General features: G+C 40.4%; 16 protein-coding genes. 10 read left to right on the forward strand and 6 right to left on the reverse strand.

Translation table 11 applies throughout. The features are described from left to right. Positions 1–135: 135 nt before the first annotated feature. Entirely contained in the window at positions 136–1,236 is a 1,101-nt protein-coding gene (locus F7734_RS50005; RefSeq protein WP_155751754.1) for an acyltransferase, read from the reverse strand. 8 nt (positions 1,237–1,244) lie between these two features. Continuing rightward, positions 1,245–2,327 carry a glycosyltransferase family 61 protein gene (locus tag F7734_RS50010; protein WP_155751755.1) on the reverse strand — a complete coding sequence of 361 codons (1,083 nt, stop codon included), beginning with the start codon at positions 2,325–2,327 and terminating at the stop codon, positions 1,245–1,247. Positions 2,328–2,508: 181 nt separating this feature from the next. Here F7734_RS50010 and F7734_RS50015 point away from each other — a divergent pair, with 181 nt between their 5' ends. From F7734_RS50015 to F7734_RS50030, 4 genes are all read left to right on the forward strand, one after another. Continuing rightward, complete coding sequence (locus tag F7734_RS50015) at positions 2,509–4,752, forward strand: response regulator (protein ID WP_155751756.1); 2,244 nt, start codon at positions 2,509–2,511, stop codon at positions 4,750–4,752. A gap of 484 nt (positions 4,753–5,236) precedes the next feature. Further along, positions 5,237–7,111 carry an ABC transporter ATP-binding protein gene (locus tag F7734_RS50020; RefSeq protein ID WP_155751768.1) on the forward strand — a complete coding sequence of 625 codons (1,875 nt, stop codon included), beginning with the start codon at positions 5,237–5,239 and terminating at the stop codon, positions 7,109–7,111. Positions 7,112–7,238: 127 nt separating this feature from the next. Then, entirely contained in the window at positions 7,239–9,086 is a 1,848-nt protein-coding gene (locus F7734_RS50025) for a tetratricopeptide repeat protein (RefSeq protein WP_155751757.1), read from the forward strand. A gap of 399 nt (positions 9,087–9,485) precedes the next feature. Beyond that, entirely contained in the window at positions 9,486–12,686 is a 3,201-nt protein-coding gene (locus F7734_RS50030) for a PAS domain-containing protein (RefSeq protein WP_155751758.1), read from the forward strand. Between the two features lie 35 nt (positions 12,687–12,721). Here the strand turns inward: F7734_RS50030 and F7734_RS50035 are convergent, their stop codons facing one another. Then, complete coding sequence (locus tag F7734_RS50035; RefSeq protein ID WP_155751759.1) at positions 12,722–13,696, reverse strand: sucrase ferredoxin; 975 nt, start codon at positions 13,694–13,696, stop codon at positions 12,722–12,724. Positions 13,697–14,776: 1,080 nt separating this feature from the next. Between F7734_RS50035 and F7734_RS50040 the strand changes: the two genes are divergently transcribed. Continuing rightward, positions 14,777–15,520, forward strand: coding sequence for a Mut7-C RNAse domain-containing protein (locus F7734_RS50040; protein ID WP_155751760.1), 744 nt, complete (start codon positions 14,777–14,779; stop codon positions 15,518–15,520). A 63-nt stretch (positions 15,521–15,583) separates the two neighbouring features. Beyond that, entirely contained in the window at positions 15,584–16,636 is a 1,053-nt protein-coding gene (locus F7734_RS50045) for an ROK family protein (RefSeq protein ID WP_155751761.1), read from the forward strand. A gap of 97 nt (positions 16,637–16,733) precedes the next feature. On the opposite strand, the gene F7734_RS50050 is transcribed toward F7734_RS50045, so the two are convergent. Continuing rightward, positions 16,734–16,970, reverse strand: a complete 237-nt coding sequence (locus F7734_RS50050; RefSeq protein ID WP_155751762.1) for an AbrB/MazE/SpoVT family DNA-binding domain-containing protein — start codon at positions 16,968–16,970, stop codon at positions 16,734–16,736. Between the two features lie 447 nt (positions 16,971–17,417). Between F7734_RS50050 and F7734_RS50055 the strand changes: the two genes are divergently transcribed. Beyond that, positions 17,418–18,044, forward strand: a complete 627-nt coding sequence (locus F7734_RS50055; RefSeq protein WP_155751763.1) for a hypothetical protein — start codon at positions 17,418–17,420, stop codon at positions 18,042–18,044. A 4-nt stretch (positions 18,045–18,048) separates the two neighbouring features. Here F7734_RS50055 and F7734_RS50060 read toward each other — a convergent pair whose 3' ends face one another. After that, on the reverse strand, positions 18,049–19,068 hold the full coding sequence (locus F7734_RS50060; RefSeq protein ID WP_155751764.1) for a glutathione S-transferase family protein: 1,020 nt from the start codon (positions 19,066–19,068) through the stop codon (positions 18,049–18,051). Between the two features lie 178 nt (positions 19,069–19,246). Here F7734_RS50060 and F7734_RS66495 point away from each other — a divergent pair, with 178 nt between their 5' ends. Both F7734_RS66495 and F7734_RS50070 read left to right on the forward strand, forming a co-directional pair. Further along, positions 19,247–20,626, forward strand: a complete 1,380-nt coding sequence (locus F7734_RS66495; RefSeq protein WP_166482650.1) for a serine/threonine-protein kinase — start codon at positions 19,247–19,249, stop codon at positions 20,624–20,626. A 134-nt stretch (positions 20,627–20,760) separates the two neighbouring features. After that, on the forward strand, positions 20,761–22,191 hold the full coding sequence (locus F7734_RS50070) for an ABC transporter substrate-binding protein (protein WP_155751765.1): 1,431 nt from the start codon (positions 20,761–20,763) through the stop codon (positions 22,189–22,191). Between the two features lie 160 nt (positions 22,192–22,351). Here the strand turns inward: F7734_RS50070 and F7734_RS50075 are convergent, their stop codons facing one another. Further along, positions 22,352–23,032, reverse strand: coding sequence for an HAD-IA family hydrolase (locus tag F7734_RS50075; protein ID WP_155751766.1), 681 nt, complete (start codon positions 23,030–23,032; stop codon positions 22,352–22,354). Positions 23,033–23,246: 214 nt separating this feature from the next. Between F7734_RS50075 and F7734_RS50080 the strand changes: the two genes are divergently transcribed. Continuing rightward, complete coding sequence (locus F7734_RS50080) at positions 23,247–24,053, forward strand: glucosamine-6-phosphate deaminase (protein ID WP_155751767.1); 807 nt, start codon at positions 23,247–23,249, stop codon at positions 24,051–24,053. The last annotated feature ends 134 nt before the right edge of the window (positions 24,054–24,187 follow it).

The following is a 24,187-nucleotide window of genomic DNA, read 5'->3' on the forward strand; positions in this document are numbered from 1 at the left end:
CCAACAAATGCTGATAAATGTTGGGTTTCGTTCCTCAACCCAACCTACGTTCAATTTGAGTTTTTAGCAAAACCTACGTAGTATTGGGACTCTAACTATCCTTTACGATCGCTTCAGATGCAACATCGTTTTGGTTTACTTTCGTTTCATAAATGAAAGTAGTGGTTTCTCCAAACATAGGTAGAAAGCAACACCTGCTAGTAAGGTAACAATCGTATTGATAATGGCAAACAGACTAAATATGAAAGAGTTTTGAGTAAGAAAATCCACTATTCCAAGTTTAATAGCAGCTTTTGTTAAGTTATTAATCACAAAACTGTGTATTAAATAAGTAGAGTAAGATGCATCGCCTAATAATATCAAAACATGAGGAGGAGCGATCGCTTTCCTCATTTCCAAAGCTACACTACCAAGGATGATAAGCAAGGCTGGTATACCAAAGCTTATAACTCTACTTGATAGTGTAATAATTTTGTAATTATAACTTATAGCTGATAGAGTAAATAAAAAAATACCTACATAGAGTAGGGTACTGCCATAAGTAATTTTATATTTGGAGACAAGATATGAACATAACACTCCAAAAAGAAACTCTATGTGTATTCTATTAAAAAGAAAATCCAGCAGAAAAATATCCTGAGGAATTTTAATTATCCCAACAAAGTTGAAAAATACTATTGATAACCATGGAACAATTATTGAAACCGAGAATTTTGGCTTAAAATATATTAATAACCCAAACATTATATAGAAAAAAATTTCATAACTCAGTGTCCAGCTAACACCTATAAACTTTTCAATAATCTCTGTTTCTTGAGGAAATAGTAAATAAGCTTTTCCAATCTCAAGAAAACTCTGAGGATTTTTATCTGAGGATAATTCACCTATAGAAGTTAAGATTTTCAGTGTCAAAATCAACCAATATAACGGATAGACTCGCACAAATCTTTTCCAGAAAAAATCTTTTAATTTAGTTGGTTTACCAATATCCTTGCTGTGAATGTGAAAGATAATGAAACCGCTGATTACAAAGAACAAATCTACTCCCGATGCTCCAAAAAGAAATATATTAGATAAAAATGGTTGATTGAGATTTTGGTCAAATATAAGACAAGAATGACATAGTACGACGAGTAATGCTGCCAAGCCTCGAAAAACTTGTAGCAGATTCAGTTTCTTTTTGGCAGTTTTTTGTTCTATATTGCTACTATTTTCTACAGAATTGGAGTTTAACATGATAATTACTACCTGGGTTGATGAAAGTCAAAATTATGGTTCGATTGCTCTTTATCAAGATAGTCGAGAGCCATCTCAATTGTTTGACAATCTACTTTAAAGGGATCTTTAAAAGGAGATTTTACACAATCAGGATTGCCTTTGAAAAAATCGACTCCACGAAGCATTTGTGGAGTAATCTGACCGCGTACAGAACACCATTGACCGTTGATGACATTTACGAGATAGCGGAAGCATCGACGCTGGTTCCAACTAGGAGACATAAGCTCAACAACTTTTACCCCACTATTGGGCTTGGAGTCTGGACTTAGCCCCAAACGGTTAAAATGCAAATTACTGACACCCGCACCATGAACTGCAACAACTATTTTTGCGTATCTTGCAATTGACCATTGTTGACTTAATGGGAAATCTTCAAAGTAACAAGTCTTAAAACCTCGTTCTGCTAGAAATTGAGCCACCTCATCATTATTAATCAACCGACGAGTACCCCTTCGAGGAATGAAGATTCGCTCTACTCCCAAATCCTGGCAACCTGGAAAATTAAGATTAAAAAGTTGAGATTTGATGCTAAAAAGATCGCGCTCTGAAACAGTAACAATTTCACCACAAACATCATCATCTGTACTAATTATAGGAATATTAAGCAGATGATATGCATCTCGAGCAAATTTAGATGTTCTAGCTCTTAGAACAATATGAATGTCAATATCTTTTTGGAAATGTTCGCTGAGAACTTTGCGTGCGAATAAGATAGGGGATGTCAGACTATCAAAGAAGTGTGCTGGATTTTCGTCGGTATCATAGCGAGCATCAAAAATAAATTTTCCTGAGTAATCTAGTTTCTTTCTATTTCTTAAAAGGTTGGTTGTAGCCCGATACGCTTTCCAACTCCAACTACCGATACGTCTAGGTCCTGTGCTTCCAGTAAAAACCTTAACTCTAACTTTAGTAGGTGCAATATATTCCTCTGGCAATAGCACTTGCTCGCTTGCTGGAAACCATACATCTGCTAAACTCGTTGGGTAAGCAAACATCATAGAAGATTTTGCTGTCAATCCTGGAATCTCTTTACAAATTTCTATCTCCATGTCAAGACCTCATACAAAATTTACAAGGGACTGGGGATTGGGGACTGGAAAATTAATTGCCTTTTCATCAATCGCTTTTCCATAGGTTCTTGTGTAAGCAGTTGATAATAACTCTAACCATGTACGGGTGCAAGGCATTACACCCCTACTAACCACTAACCACTAACTACTAACTAATATAATGAAAGTCTTATTAGTTGAAGATAACCCTGGAGATGTTCGGCTGTTGCAGGAATTTTTATTGGAAGTTCCTTCCGTTGAATTTGTTCTGAAACAAGTAGAACAGTTAGATGAAGCGCTCAAATCTCTTGAGGAAGAAAGTTTTGATGTCATTTTACTAGACTTATTACTGCCAGATAGCCAGGGATTGGAAACATTTGTCAAAATCCACTGTCAATCTCCTGCCATTCCTGTGATTGTTTTAACAGGTTTTAATGATGAAACCCTGGCTATTCATGCAATGCAGCAAGGAGCGCAAGATTATTTGGTTAAGGCACAGGTGAATGGCGACTTACTGTTCCGTTCCATGCGCTATGCAATTGAGCGTCAGCGCACGGAGGAAGCTTTAAGACGGAGTGAAGAGCGATTTCGGGTTGCATTGAAGAACTCTCCGATCTTTGTATTTAACCAAGACAAAGAACTACGCTACACCTGGGTTTACAATCCGATTTTTGGGTTGACTGCTGAAGAAATTTTGGGCAAATGCGACTCAGATTTTATCTGGGGTGATGATGGTGAACGTCTCAAAGAGATGAAATTAGGCGTACTCGCTACTGGTATTGGAATCAGGGAAGAAATTTCGCTCTCGACAGCCCAGGGAACTGGATATTACGATCTGACTGTTGAACCATTGTATAATGAATCACATGAAATTGCAGGTATCACCTGTGCCTGTATTGACATTAACGAGCATAAATTGGCTGAAGAGAAAATTCGCCAACAAGCTGCTTTACTTGATGTTACCACTGACGCAATTTTTGTCAGAGATTTAAATAATCGTGTCTTATTCTGGAACAAAGGTGCAGAAAATCTGTATGGCTGGCTTTCCAAGGAAGCATGCGGAGAAGATGCTAGCAAGTTTTTGTACAATGAAACACCACCAGAAGAGGAAGCCGCTTTTGTGAGTGTAACTCGTAAGGGCAAGTGGCAGGGTGAAGTCACTAAATTGACGAAAAACAATAAGGAAATTCTTGTAGAAAGCCGTTGGACTTTGGTATGCGATCGCAATGGCAAGCCCAAATCAATTCTTACTGTTGATACCGACATTTCAGAAAAGAAACTTTTAGAGTCTCAATTATTTCGTACTCAACGCTTGGAAAGTATTGGAACTTTAGCAAGCGGTATTGCTCACGATTTGAATAACATTTTAACACCTATTCTGGCAGTCGCGCAACTATTACCCCTGAAGTACCCCGATATATACGAGCAGGATATGCACCTATTAGAAATCTTAGAAGATAGTGCCAAACGGGGTGCCGATCTCGTGAAACAGGTTTTGTCTTTTGCGCGGGGTGTTGAAGGCAAGCGCATTACTTTACAAATGAGACATTTAATTAAAGAAGTTATAACTATTCTCAAAGAAACATTTCCTAAATCTGTAGAAGTCCGCACTGATATACAACAAGATTTATGGATGGTTTCTGGTGATAGTACACAACTGCATCAAGTACTGATGAACCTTTGTGTCAACGCCCGTGACGCTATGGCTAATGGTGGGACTTTAAGTATCTCTGCCGAAAATCTTTTTGTTGATGAAAATTATGCTCGTATGCATCTAGAGGCAAAAACGGGACCTTATATCGTCATTACTGTTTCAGATACTGGAGTTGGCATTTCTTCTGAAATTATAGACAGAATTTTTGAACCATTTTTTACCACTAAGGAACAAGGCAAAGGCACCGGGTTGGGGCTTTCCACTGTTATTGGCATCGTCAAAAGTCACGGTGGTTTTGTAAATGTATATAGTGAAATTGGCTCTGGGACTCGCTTTAAAGTTTACTTTCCTGCAGTTGAGGAAATAGAAACAGAGGTAGCACCGGAAGTTGAGGTATTAACAGGCAATGAAGAACTCATTTTAGTTGTAGATGATGAACCTTCGATTCAAGAAATTACCAAAGCATCTTTAGAAGCATACAACTATAAGATTTTGACAGCAAATGATGGTGTGGAAGCGATCGCGCTCTATGCCCAGTATAAGGATACAATCCGTGTTGTGTTGATGGATATGATGTTACCTTTACTCGATGGTTTAACTGCTATCCGTACCATTCAAAAAATCAACCCACACGTAAAAGTGATTGCTACAAGTGGGCTTATGTCCAGCAGTAAGTTAGCTGCTGCCACTGGCAATGGAGTCCAGAAATTTTTACCCAAGCCATACACTGTTAAAGAATTATTGCATGCTTTGCAGACGGTGCTTGGTTAAGTTCGATACTCTATCCTCGTTCCCCCTCGTTCCCAGGCGGAGCCTGGGAATGCCTTTTTAGGAGGCTCCGCCTCCAGTGCTAAATATGCCACGCTCTGCAGAGCCTAACAGCAGCAGTAGGCTGGGCAATGCTAGCCCTGTCAAGGTGACTCAATACTGCAAGGGCTGAGAGAAATTGTAGTAGCGCATCTGGGCTAATTTGTTGGGTAGAAATTAATCGGTTAATGAGTCTGTGATTCTTGCCCCCCTGCTCCCGTGCCCCCTGCCCCAGAGCAGCCTCAACCCAGCATTTTCAGGTGGATGTGGTAGTAGGTTGGGTTGAGCACGAGCGTTACCCAACAAATGCTTCTAGATGTTGGGTTTCGTTCCTCAAACGCCACTTCACTCAACTCTGGGAACCAGAGCACTTTTTGTGGCTCCCCAACCTACGTGTTTTGGAATTTACTACCTTTGTTATTGTAAAAATTAATATAATTTTTGTATGATGAATCAGTCTACAACTCTAACAAAATCTGATACAGAGTACCGTCGGCGTGAAAATGACTGGCGGTTATTTTTGCGTTTAGTACCTTATGCCCGTCGTCACGGAAAATTGCTAGCGCTGTCAATGCTGCTACTCGTACCCATAGCCCTCAGCAACGCCTTGCAACCCCTGCTTATCGGACAGGCAATTTCTCTTATTCGCAATGAACCCAATACCTACGAGTTTTTCAGAAATCGCCCTATGTTACAGGGGCTACAGATGATTGAAGTTGCACTACTGATTACAGTAGCTATCAGACTAATATTAACAGGTTCTCAGGGTTATTTAGTACAGACGGTAGGGCAAAAAATCACGGCGGAAATCCGAAAAGACTTATTCCATCACGTAACATCTTTGGCAGTGCGTTTTTTTGATAGGACGCCTGTAGGTAAAATTATTACCAGACTCACCAGCGATGTGGAAGTGTTGGGAGATGTATTTGCGACTGGTGCAATTGGTATTGTGTCAGATTTGTTTTCCATGCTGGTAGTCCTTGGTTTTATGTTTTCTATCAATTGGCAACTTGCTTTGTTGCTATTGTCAATGCTCGTACCAGTATCGGGAGTCATTGTTTATTTTCAGAAGCAATACCGGGCAGCAAATTATAAAGCAAGGGAAGAAATTTCAGCACTGAATTCTCAGCTACAAGAAAATATTATTGGTATCAATGTCGTGCAACTGTTTCGTCGGGAAAAATTCAACGCGGAGTTGTTTCGCACCACAAACAACCGCTACGTTCGTGAAGTTGATAACAGTATCTTTTTTGATTCTGCTGTTTCAGCAACACTGGAATGGATTGCATTGATTGCCATTGGGGTTGTTTTATGGGTAGGAAGTGGTTTGCTATTACAGCAAAACTTGACTTTCGGGATTTTATCTGCTTTTGTCTTGTATGCCGAAAGGTTGTTCCAACCCCTACAACAATTTGCTGAAAAATTTACTGTCATTCAAGCGGGTTTTACCGCAGTTGAACGTGTCAGCGAAGTTTTAAATGAACCGATAGAAATTCGCGATCGCGCAAATCCCAGATTTTCAATTTTAGACTCAAGATTGGGCTATATTGACGAAATCACAGATCAACTTGCATTGCCCAATTTGCAACCCAAACGAGGAGAAATCCGCTTTGAACATGTTTGGTTTGCCTACAAAGATGATGAGTATGTCATCAAAGATTTAGATTTCACCATCAATCCTGGAGAAAAAATTGCATTGGTAGGTCCGACAGGTGCGGGGAAAAGTTCCATCATTCGCCTATTATGCCGTCTTTACGAACCCAGCAAAGGGCGTATATTTGTAGATGGTGTAGATATTCGAGAAATACCCCAAGCAGATCTGCGACGTTACATGGCAGTTATTTTGCAGGACGGCTTTTTATTTGCTGGTGATGTTAAGAGCAACATTAGCTTGGGAGACATTTACAGCTTTGAGGAAATCCAGCAAGCAGCAGAGAAGACAAACGTAGCCTCATTTATTGAGCAATTGCCTCAAGGATATGATACCCAATTGCGAGAACGAGGCACCAATCTTTCAAGCGGTCAAAAACAACTATTAGCCTTTGCCCGTGCAGCGATTCGCAGTCCAGAAGTTTTGGTTTTAGATGAAGCCACTGCGAGTTTAGATGTGGTCACAGAAGCTTTAGTTCAGGAAGCGCTACACAAGCTTTTGTCAGGACGTACTGCCATTATCATTGCTCACCGCCTGTCTACCATTCGGAATGTCAATCGGATTTTTGTACTAAAGCAAGGAGAACTCATAGAACAAGGAAGCCATGAAGAGTTACTGCGTCAAGGCGGAATGTACGCGACTCTCCATAATTTGCAAATGTTGGGATCTTAAGTTAGTTAATAGTTAGTGGTTAGTGGTTAGTGGTTAGTGGTTAGTGGTTAGTGGTTAACAACCAACAACCAACAACCAACAACTAACAACCAACAACTAACCACTAACCCTTTCTGGAGAAAAATCAATGTGGGTGTTTGCCGTATTCATCTGTTGCTGTTGGATGGTTTCTTTGTGTTTGCATGAGTTTGGTCATGCATTAGTAGCGTATTGGGGTGGAGATACTTCAGTTAAGGAAAAGGGATATCTCACCCTTAATCCTCTCAAATATACCGATCCGGGTTTAAGCTTAGTCATGCCACTTTTTTTTCTCCTTCTTGGTGGAATTGCTCTCCCTGGAGGAGCCGTTTACATTAACCACCATCGATTACGCAATCGTTGGTGGCTAAGTGCTATGTCGGCAGCAGGTCCCATTGCTAATATTCTTGTTGTGTTGTTGCTGTCGCTGCCTTTTCTCTTGGGTTGGCATACTCAATTACTACAGAATGGTAGTATGTCTTTGTTTTATCTAATGACCTGTTTGGCTTATGTTATCGTTCTGAATATCTACGTTGTTTTTATTAATTTATTGCCGATTCCCTCTCTTGATGGTTATGGTATTATTGAGCCTTGGTTACCCCGTTACATTCAAGTTGAGCTAAATAGAGTCGGGAAGTATGGTATCTGGATTTTGATTGGATTGCTATGGTTTGCCCGTCCGTTTAATAAATTGTTATGGGATATCACACATACGATTAGTGAATTACTTGGTGTTTCACCAGCTTTGGCATCGGAAGGAGGAGTAATATTTAGTCAATATTCCCTTTATATTATCTTAGGATTAATTTTTATATTATGGCTATTTCGAGATAGGAACAAAGACTTTTATCACAAAGGAAAACAGTTGATTTCTAACAATCGCTACCAAGAGGCAGTGGCTGCATTTGATAAATCTATAGAAAAGCAACCCAAGGACTTTGATTCTTGGTTTTTGCGTGGATATGCACTTCACTGTATGGAAAAATATGAAGAAGCGCTCGATTCTTACGATAAGGCAGCGTCAATCCAGCCAGACAGTGCAAATGTAAGGTATTACCAAGGAATTGTTTTTCAGGATTTAGGAAAATTAGCAGAAGCTTTAGCCGTCTATACCGAAGCAGTGCAACTCAAACCAGATTTTCCAGAAGCTTTAACTAATAGAGGTTATACTTTAACAGATTTAAACCGCTATGAAGAAGCGCTTGCTGATTTTGATACAGCAATCCAATATGAAAAAACTTATGCAGGTGCTTGGATAGGTAAAGGAGATTTGTTAGTTAAATTGCATCGCTATGAAGAAGCTGTTAGTGCTTATGACCAAGCGGTGAAATTACAACCAAATTCTTCAGTTTGGATAAGCAAGGTTAGAGTTTTAGAAAATAAATTACAACAGTACGAGCAGGTTCTGGCTGTCTACAACGAAAAAATAAAGTACCAACCAGAAGATGCTAATATTTGGTATCATCGTGGATTAATTTTAGAAAAAATGCAACGTCAAGATGAGGCTTTAGATTCATTTGAGCAAACGATAAGTTGCTATAATCGATTGCTAAAACACCAGCCAAAAGACGCCAATATTTGGTATGAAAAAGGGTCTTTGCTGGAAAAAATACAACGGTATCAAGAGGCATTAGTTGCCTATAGTAAGGTGGTAGAAATTCAACCAGATTTTTATCAAGCTTTGTATAACAAAGGTATAATTCTAGAAAAATTATGGCGTTATGAAGAAGCGATCGCAGCTTACGATAAAGTTATTGAACTAAAACCTGACCTCGATTATGTTTGGTACAACAAAGCTTGTTGTTATGCGTTAAATGGTAATATACCTCTGGCAATTCAAAACCTACAACAAGCCATTAATCTTAACCCAGAAGAAGTTCTCAATGAGATTACAACCGATCCAGCATTTGATGCAATTCGAGAACATCCACTTTTCAAAGCTTTATTAGATAACTAAAGCTTTTAGGAACTGCCAAATCAATATTGTGTAGGTTTTGGTGAAAAAATAAAAATCTGTAGGTTGGGTTGAAGAACGAAACCCAACAAACGCAAAATCAGGTTTTTAGTTTTTGAACGGGCAAAAGAGAAAGGAAAACTTGAAGCCACTTCTGTCACAAGCTTTTTCCCATACTTTGTTGTGGTAGCGCTGACACAGCAAGGAGGTGTAAAAGACGCCCGAAAATCATGGCAAGAAGCGGTTCAAGCTACGCCAGCCTCAGAAATAGCCCCGGCAAATCTGGATGCTCATTTAAAATTGCTATGTATTGTTTGCAACAGATAATTATTATATAATAAAAGCTTATGCCTCTTAAAAGCCTGCCTTATAAATTTGCTGACTGCAAGGACTCGAATCGATATGTTAGAAGTTCAACGATCTTTGAGATGGCGCTACAGAGTTCCTATTTTCTCAGTTCTACTAGCGCTCTTACTGGGATTGTTGCTACGAACGCTAAATTTAGACCTAGACATTTCACTTCTTTTTTTTGCACCCGTTGTCTTGAGTAGCTGGTATTCAGGTTTAACTTCAGGTCTATTTGCGATCGTTTTATCTATATTAGTCACCATCTACTTTTTTGTATCACCCATCAACTTGCTAGTAATTGGTAATGGTTCCAATATACCAAATCTATTGGTATTCTGCATAGTCGCACTATTCATTAATTGGTTAACTTCAAAAGGCAAGCAAGATAGTGTCTTTGGTCTGGATTTAACAAAAAGACAACAAGTAGATAAGGTTCTAGCAGAAGAACAGGCAAATCATGAACTCGAACGCCAGCGTCTTCGTGCCATACTGGATATATTACCTGTTGGCGTATTTATTTCAGATTCTAAAGGACAGCTTCTAGAAAATAATTCAGCAGCAAGAGCGATTTGGGGTGATAGTGCTCCACTAGTCAATGAGGTCAATGAATATAAAAATTACAAGGGTTGGTGGGCAAATACGGGTAAACCTGTTGCAGCTCAAGATTGGGCATTAGCCCGTACCCTAGCTACGGGTGAGGCGGTGATTGGTGAAGAGGTTGATATTGAAACATTTGACGGGCAGAGAAAAACGATTCTCAATTCTTCCGTACCGATTCTAGACAAGACGGGAACCATTGTTAATGCTGTAGCAGTTAATGTGGACATTACCGATCGCAAACTTGCAGAAGCTACCCTACGAAAGAGTGAAGCGATCGCTAAAGCACGAGCAGAAGAGCTTGAGATATTTATGGAAACGGTTCCGGCTGCAGTCTGGATTGCTCGCGATCCTCAATGTCATCATATGACAGCTAACCGAAGTGCATATGAATTGATGCGAGTCCCACCAGGCTCTGTGATGACAGCCACTCCTCCTGATGGAAAATATACCTTTCCATGTAAAATCCAGAAAAATGGTCAAGATATTCCACTGAGCGAATTAGCCATGCAGCAAGCCTGTCGCACGGGACAGGCTGTTGAGGCGGAATTTGAATTTGTCTTTGATGAAGGTGATATACGCTACATTTATGGAAAAGCAGTGCCATTGCTGAATGATTCCGGTGCTGTCAGAGGATCGATTGGCGCATTTTTAGATGTGACAGATCGCAAGCAAGCAGAAGCAGAACGCCAACGGTTAATGTCTCTGTTGCATCAAAAGCAAGAATGGCTGGATTTAGCTCATGCAGCAGCTAAGTTAGGTAGTTTTGACTGGAATTTGCAAACCAATGTCAATATTTGGTCAAAGGAATTAGAAGCTATATACGGTTTGCAGCCTGGAGAATTTGGCGGTACTTACGAAGATTGGGCAAAATGGATTCATCCAGATGATTTAGCTAAGGCAGTAGCAGAATTAGATCGATGCGTAAGTACACGTACAAACGAATATTTTACTGATTTCCGTATCACTAAGCGGGATGGAAGTATTCGCTGGCTACAAGCAAGAGCAAGAATTCTCTACGATGATGCAGGTCATCCCTGGCGGATGGTAGGAGTTAATATCGATATTAGCGATCGCGTACAAGCAGAAGAAGCATTGAGACACAGCGAATTAATGTTTCGCACGCTAGCGGATACAATGCCTCAATTGTTTTGGATTACACAGCCAAATGGTTATCACGAGTACTTCAATCAACGTTGGGTGGAATATTCGGGAAAAACATTAGAACAAGCACAAGGAGATGGATGGCAACTTATTTTACACCCAGATGATGTAAAACGTACCCAGGAAATTTGGCACAATAGTCTTCTTACCGGAAAACACTATGATATTGAGTATCGTTTACGTCGCGCCTCCGATGGAGAATACCGTTGGCATCTAGGGCGAGCATTTCCACTGCAAGAGCAAAACGGTAGCATCGTGAAATGGTTCGGCTCCTGCACTGATATTCACGATCGCAAGTTAGCGATTGAAGAACGAGCACAGGCTTTGGAAAGAGAACGGGCTGCTCGCATAGAATTGGAAAGAGCCAATCACATGAAGGATGATTTTTTAGCGATTGTCTCTCATGAGTTGCGATCGCCACTCAATCCAATTCTCGGCTGGGCAAAACTGCTAAGGATGGGTAAATTGGATGCAAAAAAAACCACCCAAGCTTTAGAGATTATCGAACGCAATGCCAAATTACAAGCAAGGTTAATCGATGATTTGTTGGATGTTTCACGAATTTTGCGTGGTAAACTCAGTTTGAGTCTCTGTCCGGTTGACTTAGTGAGTGCGATCGACGCCGCCCTAGAAACGGTGCGTCTGTCAGCCGAAGCCAAATCAATCAAGCTTCAAAAGCAGCTGTCTTCCCATGCTGTCAAAGTTGAAGGAGATTTTAACCGCTTGCAGCAAGTCGTTTGGAACTTACTGACAAATGCTGTGAAATTCACGCCAGAAGGTGGACAAATCAAAATTTCTTTAGAGAAAGTTGGTTCTCACGCCGAGATTCAAGTAAGCGATACAGGAGTTGGAATTAGCCCGGACTTTTTACCTCACGTGTTCGAGCGATTCCGACAAGCAGATAACGCAACGACTAGAAAATTTGGTGGACTGGGGTTAGGGTTAGCTATTGTTCGTCACCTTGTTGAACTGCATGGCGGAACTGTCAGAGTCGAGAGTCCCGGAGAAGGTATGGGAGCGACTTTTACAGTTTTGCTTCCTTTAATACCTTCTGTCTCCCAAACAAATACAAGCGATTGCAAATTCGTCTCTGGTTGTTCCCCAAATCTAGAAGGCTTGCGGATTGTGGTTGTAGATGATGATGTAGATTCTCTAGAATTGCTAGTTTTTACCCTCAAGCAGTATGGTGCTGAAGTGACAGGTGTTAACTCAGCAAGTGAAGCGCTGAAAGCAATTGCTCGCATACAACCTAATTTGTTATTAAGTGATATTGCTATGCCTGAGATGGATGGTTATGAACTCATCCGGAAAGTTAGAGCGATGGAGGTATTCCAAGAAGAGAAATTACCTGCCATCGCTCTAACTGCTTTTGCAGGGGAGACGAATTATCAGAAGATCATCTCAGCTGGCTTTCAACAACACCTGACAAAACCAGTAGATCCAGCCGAATTAGCTATGGTTATTACCGATTGTATAGTCACTCTAACCTTGTAGGGGCGCGGCGGCATTGCGCCCCTACTAACCACTAACTACTTACTACAAGTTGCAAGCTTAGTGGAAGCAAGCCAAAGACTATCAACTTTATAGTTGACAACTACTGACTCTTGTGTAGCACTACAAGAAGCTTTAATTTTCATAGCTTTGGCTTCATCTTTTACAAGCTTAGCTTGGTAACAGTACACGGAGCCATCTGGTTTTTCAAAAGTTATCTCACCCAGCACTATTTTTTCCTCTAAAGGTTGCTGGATAATTTTGCCTGTCACTTTGTAATCAAACCAATCCCATCCGTGGCGTAAGATGAGTTCTCTCTCTAAAACCTGAATTGCATTTGGTAGAATTCCCCAGCCTCGGTAGACTTTTGTCAAGGAATTAATATCACCAGTACGTGTCAAAATTGACTTAAATGATTCTTGATCTAAACCACCATAGTATCTTCCTTCGGGGAAGTCTATAGCTGTTGGTGCAAACCGATGTCCCCCTATGTGGCTGGATTTCCAAATCCGAATGTTGTCCAACCCCAAACTAAAAACGGAGGTTGTTGCATGGAAGTAGAAGGGATTTCCATATCGAGCACAACAGCGATCGCGACTACCGTGGGTACAGATGAGTATATCTCTCGTTGTACTTGTTTCTACTTCACAGTCAATCCCACCATGCAACCACTTTTTGACAACAGTTGCAACTTGTTCAATATTTCTCAAACAAAATTCTTGCTTGTGATATCCGTTGCTCAGTCCCTCCTTTTTTTGATAAATCATCAGGGTTGTTTGTTCTACTTTATGGGATGAGTTATTGCTAATTAAAAGAAACGAGATGGGTAGTTTCTCTCGTTTTACCTCCTTAACTAACATCTGTAAATTCTCAGGAACCCATCTGGAATTTATTGCTTCTGGTGTCCAAGGAGGAGGACATTCAATCAATATATAAGTTTGGTAATTGCTAGCACTACCAATAAGATCTTCTCCTGCTTCTCGGGAATTATCAGAACAAAAGAAAGTATTCATCTACCTTTACTAGTTAACGTGTTTTGACGGACAAAGGATATTACAAACAGAGATGTTCATCTTAGCTACACTCTCCCCTCTAAGCGTGAATTTACACTAGAAAAATGCACGTTCCCATGCTATTTTTTGCTTTCCTTAGTGAGATTAGTATTGGCTTTTAAATTAGAACTTTTTTAGAGTTTTTCAGATGCAATTGGAGTTTTTTAAACAGAGAAATTGCCAAAAATACCCTTATAGCAAATTTCAACCTAGTGAGGTACAAAAATTACCCCCCTCTGTCCCCCCGATGCTTTGGGGGGATGAAAGGGGGGTGTACCTCATTAGACTGAGAAAGGCTATATTCTTCCTGAAAAACAAGTTGTCGAGTGTCAAAAATAGCTTTTTTTGTACAATTTCCTTGAAGAAATCCTTTGAGAAAAATGATTTAAGTGTGTCTGTTAATAGGTTCATATTGCAAAAAATTCTCAATTGTATTTCAAAAAAAACAAAAATGCCGATGTTAATCTGCGAGCATTAGTTAGCTGGTTACCTAGCTAGCGCTCGTGTTCTCTATGCTTAATACTAAATATTAGCAACTACTAACCATTAATGTCACTTCATTTAGCACTAGCATTTAATGCCTTAAGAGGTACTTCTACTTAGCGGTTTCAGGATAATTGACTCAATTTTAATGCGAACCCTTCTGCCTTTTGACTGCTTTTAGGCAGATATTGCAATATCCTGAGACACACCTTGCCTCAGACACTCTCAGTCGCTTTTTCACACCATCTAACTGTCTGAAAATTACGTCAACAGCCAGAAAAGTGCTTATGCTACGACTGTAACTGAAGTCAATAACAAAAGCAAGTATTTGCCAATCATTCTAATCTTTGCTTAAGTTTTAAATGGAATCATACAAGTTAATCTAATATGAACTGGTATTGATGAGCTGAAAAGCCTTCTAAAAGCGAGTTTTTTCATCCGGATAAAATATATTAATTATTCTCTGTTTGGATAAAAAGCTTGTCAATACTCCCAGCGAGTGGCTGGTGCTCTAGGTTGGTAACTCAGTAATTTTAAAATAATGAGTTGAAATTGCTTATGGCTGTAGCTTCTTTCCGCTTTTATGCAGAGTTAAATGATTTCTTGTCCACCCAGAAAAGGGAGGTTAGCATAGAACATTCCTTTAGCGGACGAGCTTCGATAAAAGATATGATAGAAGCTTTGGGCGTTCCCCATCCAGAAGTGGACTGTATTGAAGTGAACGGCAAATATGTAGATTTTTCCTACATAGTTCAAGATGGAGATATAATTAATGTTTATCCAGTTTCTGCCAAAGTTTCTCAGCTAAGCAACATTCCAACAAAACCTCAACTCCCAATCGTGATTCGGTTTGTTTTAGATATTCATTTGGGCAAATTGGCAACATCTTTACGCTTGTTGGGCTTTGATACTTTGTACCGTAATGATTACGCAGATGAAGAATTAGCTCGGATCTCTAGCACCCAAGAACGAATTTTGTTAACTCGCGATCTCGGTTTGTTAATGAGAAGCATTGTATTACATGGATATTACGTGAGAAACACCGATCCACAGCAGCAAATTGTGGAGGTGATGCAACGCTTCAACTTGTATCAATTAGTATCGCCCTTCCAAAGATGTTTGCGCTGTAATGGGTTACTTGAATCTGTACCAAAGGAAGCGATCGTCGATCGATTACCAGAAAGCGTTCGTTTGTACGTCAACGAATTTTATCGCTGTCAAAACTGCTTCCAGGTGTACTGGAAAGGGTCTCATTATGAAAAATTACAACAGTTTATTGATTCGCTAATGGCTAATGGCTAATGGCTAATGGCTAATGGTAGATTGGCAATTAGCAATTAGCAATTAGCAATTAGCATTCACGCCATGACATTAATCTTAGCCCTTGATTTTGGTGGTACAAAGCTAGCCGCAGCAACCGTTAATGCTGGTTCTAGGGAATGGTTGAGTTACGAACGCCGTCTGCAAGGTGCAAATGCAAATGCTGATACCGATTTGGAGATTATGCGATCGCTGATTGCTTCGGTGCTACAAGGGAAAAAACCGGATGCGATCGGTGTTAGCTTTGGGGGACCTGTGGATGCAACAACTGGGACAGTGCGGCTGTCCCATCATGTCCCTGGATGGGAGAATATACCTTTAAAGAAGTTGTTAGAGGCAGAATTTGGTGTTCCATGCAGTGTGGATAACGATGCTAATGTTGCAGCTTTGGGCGAGTATCGCTTTGGTGCGGGTCAGGGATACGATAGCTTATTTTATATAACTGTCAGTACGGGTGTGGGGGGTGGTTGGATAATTAACGGTGTACCCTGGCGAGGTGCGGAAGGGATGGCTGGTGAAATCGGACACATGGTTGTCGATCCGTCGGGACCAGTTTGTTTGTGTGGAAAGCGGGGGTGTGTGGAAAGGTTGGCGTCGGGACCTTATATGGCGCAGGATGCAAGGGAGTCTTTGTTGAATGAACCACAGAGACGCAGAGAGAAGTTGCGTGCGGAGAGCAGCGCCGTGCGGGGGTTCCCCCCGTTGAGGCGACTGCGGAGGGTTCCCCCCGTTGAGCAAACTTCGGAAGGACGCAGAGGAGAGATTTTGAGGGAGTTGGTGGGAAATAATTTGGAGTTGATTACGGGGAAGGTGGTGAGTGAGGCGGCTGTGGCTGGGGATGAGTTGGCTGTTGAACTTTTGTACAGGGCGAGTTGGGGTTTGGGTGTGGGGATTGGGAATGTGGCGAATTTGATGAATCCGCAACGATTTGTGTTGGGTGGTGGTGTGACGAAAGCAGGGGAGAATTTTTGGGCTGTGTTGCAGAGGGTGGCGCGGGAGACTGCTTTACCGGAGGTACATTTTGAAATTGTTCCAGCTGTACTTGGTGATGATGCGCCTTTGTGGGGGGCGGTGGCTCTTGCTATGATTCGGTTGTAAACCACTTCTAGAAAATAACTTTATGGTAAAGGCATTAAAGTTCTGAGTAACGTAATTACTTCAACAGTCGCCTTGCTTGGGAATATATAACTCAGAGTCAGAAGACTTCACGACCTACAACTTCTCCACTATCAATTTCACCATGTAAATTATCCGTTGTAACCCGTGACAATAGCTCATCTAAGTTATGTGTTTTTTCACGAAAGCGGGGTAAGCTACTGGTGATACTTTGCAATGCCAAGGATTGTACTGATTGACCAGTTAACTCAGACAGGTGATTTAATTCTTCAAATAGTGATTCTGGAATTTCCAACGTTAGCTTCTGGGTAAACATCTTTAACTTGCTTTGATTATTGGTATCTCTTTATTATAGAAGAAGTTTTGCATAGCAATAATTTCCGTAAAGACTTGCCATGGCGCGTCTCTACATATGCTAACAAACCAAAACCCGAGCAGTATTGCGATGACGCAGAATATGACCAACTATAAATTTTGTGATGTTGTTTTAGTAACATTTCCTTTGACTGACCAGACTGCTAGTAAATTGCAAAACCTTTTACAGTCCTGTACTGTAATCAACTTTCTCCAATGATTTGTTTATGATTATTTGAAAAGTTTGGCGACATCAGTACTAAATTGAGCTTCAATTATAAAAACTAACGAATCTTCTCTGTTACCATTACATAATGCACAATGTTTGCTTGTATCTTTTGGTGATACAAAAGCAGTGATAATTCCATAAGACTAAAAGGCTTTGTACTTCCTTCTAGGTAAAATTTTTATGACTACTGATTTAACATCAAAAATCTCACCAGATTTTCTGACCGTGCTTTCTCAAGCAGTTGCTTTCTATCAAGGACAAACGAACCAACGTCCTTCGGCTGAATCCGTCGTTGATGCATTGCTGCAAGCAGAAAAAGCTGCTAAACAACAAAGGCTGACTTATGCGTTTGAACCGCTTTTAGGTAAATGGCGTTTGTGTTTTACCACTGGAACTAAGAAATTGAGAAAGCGAGGAGGAATTGTCTTAGGTAAAGGCTTTTATATGCCTAAGTTAACTCCAGCCCATATTTCCTTTAGTGCCGCTTCTCAAGAAGACAGCAATTTAGGCAAAGGAGCAATTACTAATTCCGTTCAATTAAAGCCAATATTCTTAAAATTTGAGGGACTGGCGCAGTACTTAGGAAAAAAGAATTTGCTTGCATTTGATTTCAATCGCATACAACTGCAACTCTTTGGTCGAACCGTTTACAGTGGAAATGTAAGAGGTGGTAAAGTTCAGGCTGAAAATTTTTACAACCAACCCATAGCTAAATTACCCTTTTTTGCTTTCTTCCTAGTTACAGATAACTTTATTGCTGCTCGTGGTCGTGGAGGTGGGTTAGCACTTTGGATTCGCGAACAGTAAATAGCTACGATCGCACGGTTTCAGCCAAGCGATCGCGATGGTGCGGTTCGTTAAGGTAATCCATATCAGGACCTGAGGGTATAATACCGCCCGGATTGAGAGGAAAAAGATTGCCATAATAATCCTGCTTGACACTTTCCACATCACATGTGTCAGCAACACCGGGAAGTTGGTACAAGTCCCGCAGGTACGCACTAAGATTTTGATAGTCTTTAATTCTTTTACGATTGCACTTAAAAAGCCCGTAATATGCACTATCAAAACGAAATAGTGTAGTGAACAGACGGACATCCGCCAATGTTACGGTCTTGCCACATAAGTATCGATTTGAACTAAGCGTATCCTCAATTTTGTCTAAAGTTGTAAAGAGTTCATTGCAAGCTTTATCATAAGCTTCTTGGCTTTGAGCCAAGCCGCAACGATAGACACCATTATTGACACTTGTATAAATCAACTCATTCCACTCATCAATTTTCTGTTTGAGTTCCTTTGGGTACAAATCCAAAGTCGGATTTTGAGCCAACTCGTTGAACTCCGAGTTCAGCATCACGATAATTTCTGCGCTCTCATTGTTAACGATGGTTTTGGTCTGGTTATCCCATAAAACCGGAACCGTACACCGTCCAGTGTAACCCGCTTCAGCAAGCTGGTATAGTTCGGCAAGCGTGCGACAACTTTCATACTCTTGGTTAAAGATCCAACCCCCTTCTATGGGAGAAGGAGAAACAACAGTCACTGGTAGAATTTTTTCCAGCCCTTTGAGTGCTCTAACAACAAGGGTACGGTGCGCCCAAGGACAACTCATTCCTACTATCAAGGTGTAGCGATTTGCTGCGGGTAAGTATTGGTTATCTGCTTCTGTTCGTACAAAGTTCCGGAAATAACTGCTTGGACGAATGTATTCTCCTGAGGAGTTGCGGGGGGCTAGCTTTGACATCATTATATGCCAGAGAGTGACCCAAACAAACTTCCCTAGCTTAATTATCAGCTTTGGTGGAAGTGACTTTCTTTTGTTACTGGTCATGAAACAATCTCAGTATCTATTGATATTAATTTATCCAATGGTTACCGGAAGAAAAACTGTTTTTCTTGCCAGTATATAATAGAATAACCGTTCTATAAACTCAATTATTTGTTACATCTGCTTAGCTAACACCTAAGACACTCTAATGTATATTCTTTAATAAAGATTAATATATAGTATGCTTTGCTGCCTGAACCCTGAGTGCTCTCAGCCTATAAATCCAGATGGGACAAAGTTCTGCGTAAATTGCGGAGCAGAATTAGTCTCTCTACTGAGAAATCGTTATCGCATCGTTAAGCCATTGGGAGGCGGCGGATTTGCTCGTACTTATCTTGCAGAAGATGTAGATAAGCTGGATGAGCATTGTGTTGTCAAACAACTAGCACCACAAGTTCAAGGGAGCTGGTCAGTAAAAAAAGCAACAGAGTTATTTCAGCAAGAAGCAAAACGCCTGCAACATTTGGGAGAGCATCCTCAAATCCCTCACTTATATGCCTATTTTAAGCAAGATGACTATTTATACTTAGTGCAGCAGTTTATCAAAGGGCAAAATTTGTTGGAAGAGTTAAAGCAGCAGGGGGTCTTTGATGAAGTAAAAACTCGAAGCTTTTTGTATGATTTATTACCTGTTATAGCAGCAGTACATCAGCAACAGGTCATTCACCGAGATATCAAACCAGAAAACATCCTTCGTCGGGAAAGTGATGGGAGATTGGTGCTAATTGATTTTGGAGTAGCAAAGCAAAAGACAACCACAGCAACAGCAACCGCAAATTATCGACCGGGAACATATATTGGTTCTTTTGGTTATGCACCCCTGGAGCAAATGCAAAAAGGGGAGGCTTATCCATCTAGCGATCTTTATAGCTTAGGATGTACTTGCTTTCATCTGTTAACTCATGCTCATCCCATAGATATATGGTTGAGAGAGGGTTATGGCTGGGTTTCTAAATGGCGACAATACGTACAACAACCCATCAGTCAGGAATTAGCCCACATTCTTGATAAGTTGTTGCAAATTCATCACGAAGAGCGTTATCAATCAGCGAAGGCTGTTTTACAAGATTTAAATTTTAACATACTACCACAACAATATTCTTCTACACCACCACTTAGCTCATTTTCAACAATACTATCACCGCACCAGCCCTCAACAATACCCTCATACACTCAACCACCAGCTCCTTCTTTGCATCTCAAGAAACTACTACCATCAGCAGTTATTGCAGGATCGGGAAGCTCATTTTTGGCTCTTATCCTTCTGAGTTTTTTAGAAACAGTTTGGATGAGTTCTGGAATCTGGTTAATACTTTTAGTAGCTATCATCTTTTTTCAAGCTCTCTCAATTTCCGAAAAAACCTATTTGTTTGTTGTTTCTGCAATTACAACATTATTTATTTTCCTGGTTTACCAAAGCTTGTCGGTTTCTAATCTTCTCCACTCTGGTCTAAATGGATTGGGGGTTTTTGTACTGCTCGTTCTTCTTGCTGGATTATTATCCTTTGCTCTTATCAATTTGTCACAGCTTTTCAACAAATTGATGTCTAATTATTTTTAAAATTAAGGATATGCAACTTCCCTACCCCCTACCCCTACCCCCTACCCCTCCTCCCTATTTATAATTTTATTCTAGGTTTGCTATATGAATGAGAAAGAAAACATCAGGTTGCTTGCTTTTTTTTGATAGCTGGTGTGTTAATAGCAGGCATTTTGTGGTTACTAGGTAGAGTTGTAAGTCCAAAACAAACGAACAATCAATTACCAAATTCAGGCTCAATCAATGCATCCTCAAACGACAACATGAGTTTGGGTGAGGAAATTTTTATTACTAAAAACAATTCTACTGAAAAAGTAGAAGGGAGTAAAGCATTTGCTAAGGGTGATTTTGCCACTGCTGTCAAACTATTTACTGCAGCTTTGAACAAGAATCGTAACGACCCTGAGACTTTAATTTATTTAAATAACGCTAACGCCGAATTAAATAAAAGTAATACAAAACCACCAATAAAAGTTGGTGTTATTTTGATACTCGGAACAGTAGACCAAGCGGAAGAGACTTTACGCGGAGTGGCTCAAGCTCAAGATGCGCTCAATAACAGCCGTGACAAAATTAATGGGGCTTGGTTGCAACTTCAAATTGCCGCTATTTCAAATTTTAGAGATACTCGGGCTATTGAAAGTATAAATCGTAAGTTGATTGACGATCCAACCATTCTAGCCTTGATAGGGTTTACTCGCGATTCATCAATTTATAACGCTCGCAGGCTGGTGATGGTTTCAACTGGCAATCTGAATTCCAGACAATCATTTCAATCGCAAAAATATGTATTTTATGCGACTCCCAGTCCTGATATTTTTAGCGATAAGCTGGCTGAGTACATAGTGAAAAAAACTGGTATAAAAAATATTGCTATTTGTAAAGATTCGTCATCACAACAAACACAGGAAAGATCGAGAGAACCAAGTATCAGTAGAGATATCCTCATCAAACTACACCAAGAATCTATTAAAAGTAATAAGTATGAAGGTAAAGTCACTAATACAAATTGTGATTTTGGTGATAGTACTCCGGTTGGTGATATTTTAAGACGAGCCAGAACAGATGGAGCAGAAGGTTTGCTATTATTCCCCAGTTACCGCTCAATTAACGATCCAAATTCAAAGTTTTTCGAGTTAATACGAGAAAATCAAAAACAAGGTAGACTACCACTTTTTGGTTCTCAAATTATGTACAACAGCAGAATGTTGCAGTATGGAAGAGAGAACCTAAACAAAATGGTTTTAGCTGTACCTTGGCATCGGGATGCAAATCCAGACAATCCCTTCTCCACAGAAGCTTCCCGTCTCTGGGGTGGCGAAGTTAGCCCGCGCACTGCGATCGTGTATGACGCACTTCAAGCAATTATTACTGGCTTGAGAGAAGACAGTAGTCGTGAGGGTTTACAAAAAACACTGTCTAAACCTGACTTCGTAGCTTTTGGTGCAGCAGGAAGAATTAAGTTTTCACCAACAGGTGTTCGCGATCGCGAAGGGGGAGTTTTTCTTGTCAGAGTTGAACCCTGTACTTCAGGTAGGGGTTGTGACTCGGATTCTCAACTTCGTTTTGATTTGATACAAAATTAATCGTTAGTGGTTAGTGGTTAGTGGTTAGTGGTTAGTGGTTAATAGCTACTAACAACTAACAACTAACCACTAACAACCAACAACTAACAACTAACCACTAACAACCAACAACTAACAACTAACCACTAACAACCAACAACTAACAACTAACCACCAACCACTAACTTAAAGAAGCTAAATTCTTTGACAAAAGTGAATTCAAGTGTGTCCATAATTGTAAATCGGTGAAATCTGGAATTGTCATAAATGCTCCAATTGCTAAGAGAACATTTGGATCGTGGGTGGAAGTTACACCAATAGTGGGGATAAGTGCGCTAACCGCAGAACGAATTCCAGATGGTGAGTCTTCTAGTGCGATCGCTTGTTCTGCTGTTATACCTAGCAGATCCAGCGATACTTGGTAAGGTGCAGGGTCTGGTTTTCCTGCTATGCAATCTTCTCCTAAGACAACTGTATTAAAGACTTCCTCAATATCCAAAACTTCTAACATAAATTTTACGTTGAGTTTTGGCGCGTTTGTGACTAAAGCACGTTTGAGTTTATGTGTATCTGTCCATGCTATGAGTTCTGTAAATCCATTCATAGGCTTGAGAATTTCTCTGGCTTTTTGCCGGAAAAGTTCTTCTTTGTCGTCTGCAAATCTAGTACCTTCTTCCGGTGATAATTGTGGCAGCAAGTCTTCTATAATTTGTGGATTTGTCCGCCCGCTTATCCGGGATTTATAAAATGTTTCATCAATGTCCATGCCATAATCTCTTAGCATTTCCCGCCACGCTTGGTAGTGTATTGGGTCAGTATTAGCAATCGTTCCATCTAGGTCAAAAAGAATTGCTGCCAGCATGGTTTTTTCCGTGTAAACTCTTGTAAAGTTTCTTTAATTAGTTTACACTCTTTTTTCCAAGTTTGTGATTTAACAACAACGCTCGGGAAGAAAAAACTATAATTAATCATCCAAATTGTGACAACCTATAGATGCGAGTAAGGGCTGTCGGGTAAGTATACCCTTACTCGTTTCCTTTTCTTAAGTTAAAGTCAAAGATTTTCTGTATAGTCCAATGCCAACCGCAAAAAAATCTTTTCGTGTCGATGCTTTACAAGTGCAGGTTTACAACTCTGAAGTCGAACTGGCGCAGGATGTTGCAGAGAAAACACAACAGTATTTACAAAACATCCTCCTAGAGAAAGAAACTGCCGCTTTATTATTAGCAACTGGGAACTCTCAACTGAAATTTCTTGATACTTTGATAGCAAATGGTGGTATAGATTGGTCGCGAATTATATTGTTTCATTTAGATGAATACTTGGGTATTGCATCTAACCATCCTGCTAGTTTCCGCCACTATTTACGAGAACGTGTTGAAAACCGAGTGAATCCTAAAATATTTCATTATATCGAAGGTGATACCATGCAACCTTTGATAGAGTGCGATCGCTACACCAAATTACTGCAAGCACAACCGATAGACTTGTGCTGTCTTGGTGTTGGAGAAAACGGACATCTTGCTTTTAACGATCCTGCTGTCGCTGATTTTCACGATTCACGTACAGTAAAACTTGTGAAGCTAGATGACGTAAACCGCCAACAACAAGTCAATACAGGTTATTTCCCCAAATTAGAAGCTGTACCGCAATACGCTTTTACCGTAACTCTTCCGTTGATTTGTTCTGCTCAAAAAATTATCTGTCTTGCACAAGGAAAACGCAAAGAGAAAATCGTGCAACGGATACTGCACGGTGATGTGACAACTGATTGTCCTGCGTCTATTCTTCGCACGTGCGATAAGCTGGGTACAGCTTGCGCTAAGAGCGAACGAGCAACATTATTTTTGGATGTAGATTCTGTAGCTTTAGTAGAAAGTTAGAGCAAATTTGCTCAGATTCCCCACCTCGTTCCCAACCCCCCACCTCGTTCCCAGGCTCCCAACTCGGTCGCATGCACACAACTCCTTGCCAACGAAACAAATGGGTGAAATGGAAACAAATAGGTGGGTGATAA

It is taken from the genome of Scytonema sp. UIC 10036 (assembly GCF_009725235.1).